This window comes from Arthrobacter sp. YD4 (assembly GCF_030410515.1).
In the GTDB taxonomy this organism is placed as follows: Bacteria; Actinomycetota; Actinomycetes; order Actinomycetales; family Micrococcaceae; genus Arthrobacter.
Genome location: NZ_JAUHHD010000010.1, coordinates 1 through 1698 on the forward strand (window position 1 = coordinate 1; position 1698 = coordinate 1698).

The 1698-nt window shown below is 57.1% G+C and carries 1 rRNA gene; it reads left to right on the forward strand.

The annotated features are described in order from the left end of the window. Positions 1 to 1437: ribosomal RNA gene (locus tag QWJ39_RS16225) — 16S ribosomal RNA — on the forward strand; the annotation flags it as partial. Positions 1438 to 1698 lie beyond the last annotated feature (261 nt).

Below are 1698 nucleotides of genomic sequence, written 5' to 3' on the forward strand. Positions count from 1 at the left end.
GGGGATTAGTGGCGAACGGGTGAGTAACACGTGAGTAACCTGCCCTTAACTCTGGGATAAGCCTGGGAAACTGGGTCTAATACCGGATATGACTCCTCATCGCATGGTGGGGGGTGGAAAGCTTTTGTGGTTTTGGATGGACTCGCGGCCTATCAGCTTGTTGGTGAGGTAATGGCTCACCAAGGCGACGACGGGTAGCCGGCCTGAGAGGGTGACCGGCCACACTGGGACTGAGACACGGCCCAGACTCCTACGGGAGGCAGCAGTGGGGAATATTGCACAATGGGCGGAAGCCTGATGCAGCGACGCCGCGTGAGGGATGACGGCCTTCGGGTTGTAAACCTCTTTCAGTAGGGAAGAAGCGAAAGTGACGGTACCTGCAGAAGAAGCGCCGGCTAACTACGTGCCAGCAGCCGCGGTAATACGTAGGGCGCAAGCGTTATCCGGAATTATTGGGCGTAAAGAGCTCGTAGGCGGTTTGTCGCGTCTGCCGTGAAAGTCCGGGGCTCAACTCCGGATCTGCGGTGGGTACGGGCAGACTAGAGTGATGTAGGGGAGACTGGAATTCCTGGTGTAGCGGTGAAATGCGCAGATATCAGGAGGAACACCGATGGCGAAGGCAGGTCTCTGGGCATTAACTGACGCTGAGGAGCGAAAGCATGGGGAGCGAACAGGATTAGATACCCTGGTAGTCCATGCCGTAAACGTTGGGCACTAGGTGTGGGGGACATTCCACGTTTTCCGCGCCGTAGCTAACGCATTAAGTGCCCCGCCTGGGGAGTACGGCCGCAAGGCTAAAACTCAAAGGAATTGACGGGGGCCCGCACAAGCGGCGGAGCATGCGGATTAATTCGATGCAACGCGAAGAACCTTACCAAGGCTTGACATGAACCGGTAAGACCTGGAAACAGGTCCCCCACTTGTGGCCGGTTTACAGGTGGTGCATGGTTGTCGTCAGCTCGTGTCGTGAGATGTTGGGTTAAGTCCCGCAACGAGCGCAACCCTCGTTCCATGTTGCCAGCGCGTTATGGCGGGGACTCATGGGAGACTGCCGGGGTCAACTCGGAGGAAGGTGGGGACGACGTCAAATCATCATGCCCCTTATGTCTTGGGCTTCACGCATGCTACAATGGCCGGTACAAAGGGTTGCGATACTGTGAGGTGGAGCTAATCCCAAAAAGCCGGTCTCAGTTCGGATTGGGGTCTGCAACTCGACCCCATGAAGTCGGAGTCGCTAGTAATCGCAGATCAGCAACGCTGCGGTGAATACGTTCCCGGGCCTTGTACACACCGCCCGTCAAGTCACGAAAGTTGGTAACACCCGAAGCCGGTGGCCTAACCCCTTGTGGGAGGGAGCTGTCGAAGGTGGGACTGGCGATTGGGACTAAGTCGTAACAAGGTAGCCGTACCGGAAGGTGCGGCTGGATCACCTCCTTTCTAAGGAGCGCCTACAACAACCCCGCCAAGCCGCATGGTTTGTGTGGTGGTGTTGTCAGGAGTAGGCCCGTTGCGCAGACGATTGTTCTGCGGCGGGTGCTCATGGGTGGAATATCAACAAATAGGTGCCTGTCGGGTTTTTCACCGGTGGTTAGTACGGATCCTCTCTTGAGGGGGTCCTGGAACGCTGTGGTGGGGGTTCTGGTGGGTAGTGTTTGGCACACTGTTGGGTCCTGAGACAACAGGACCATGGTCCGTGTC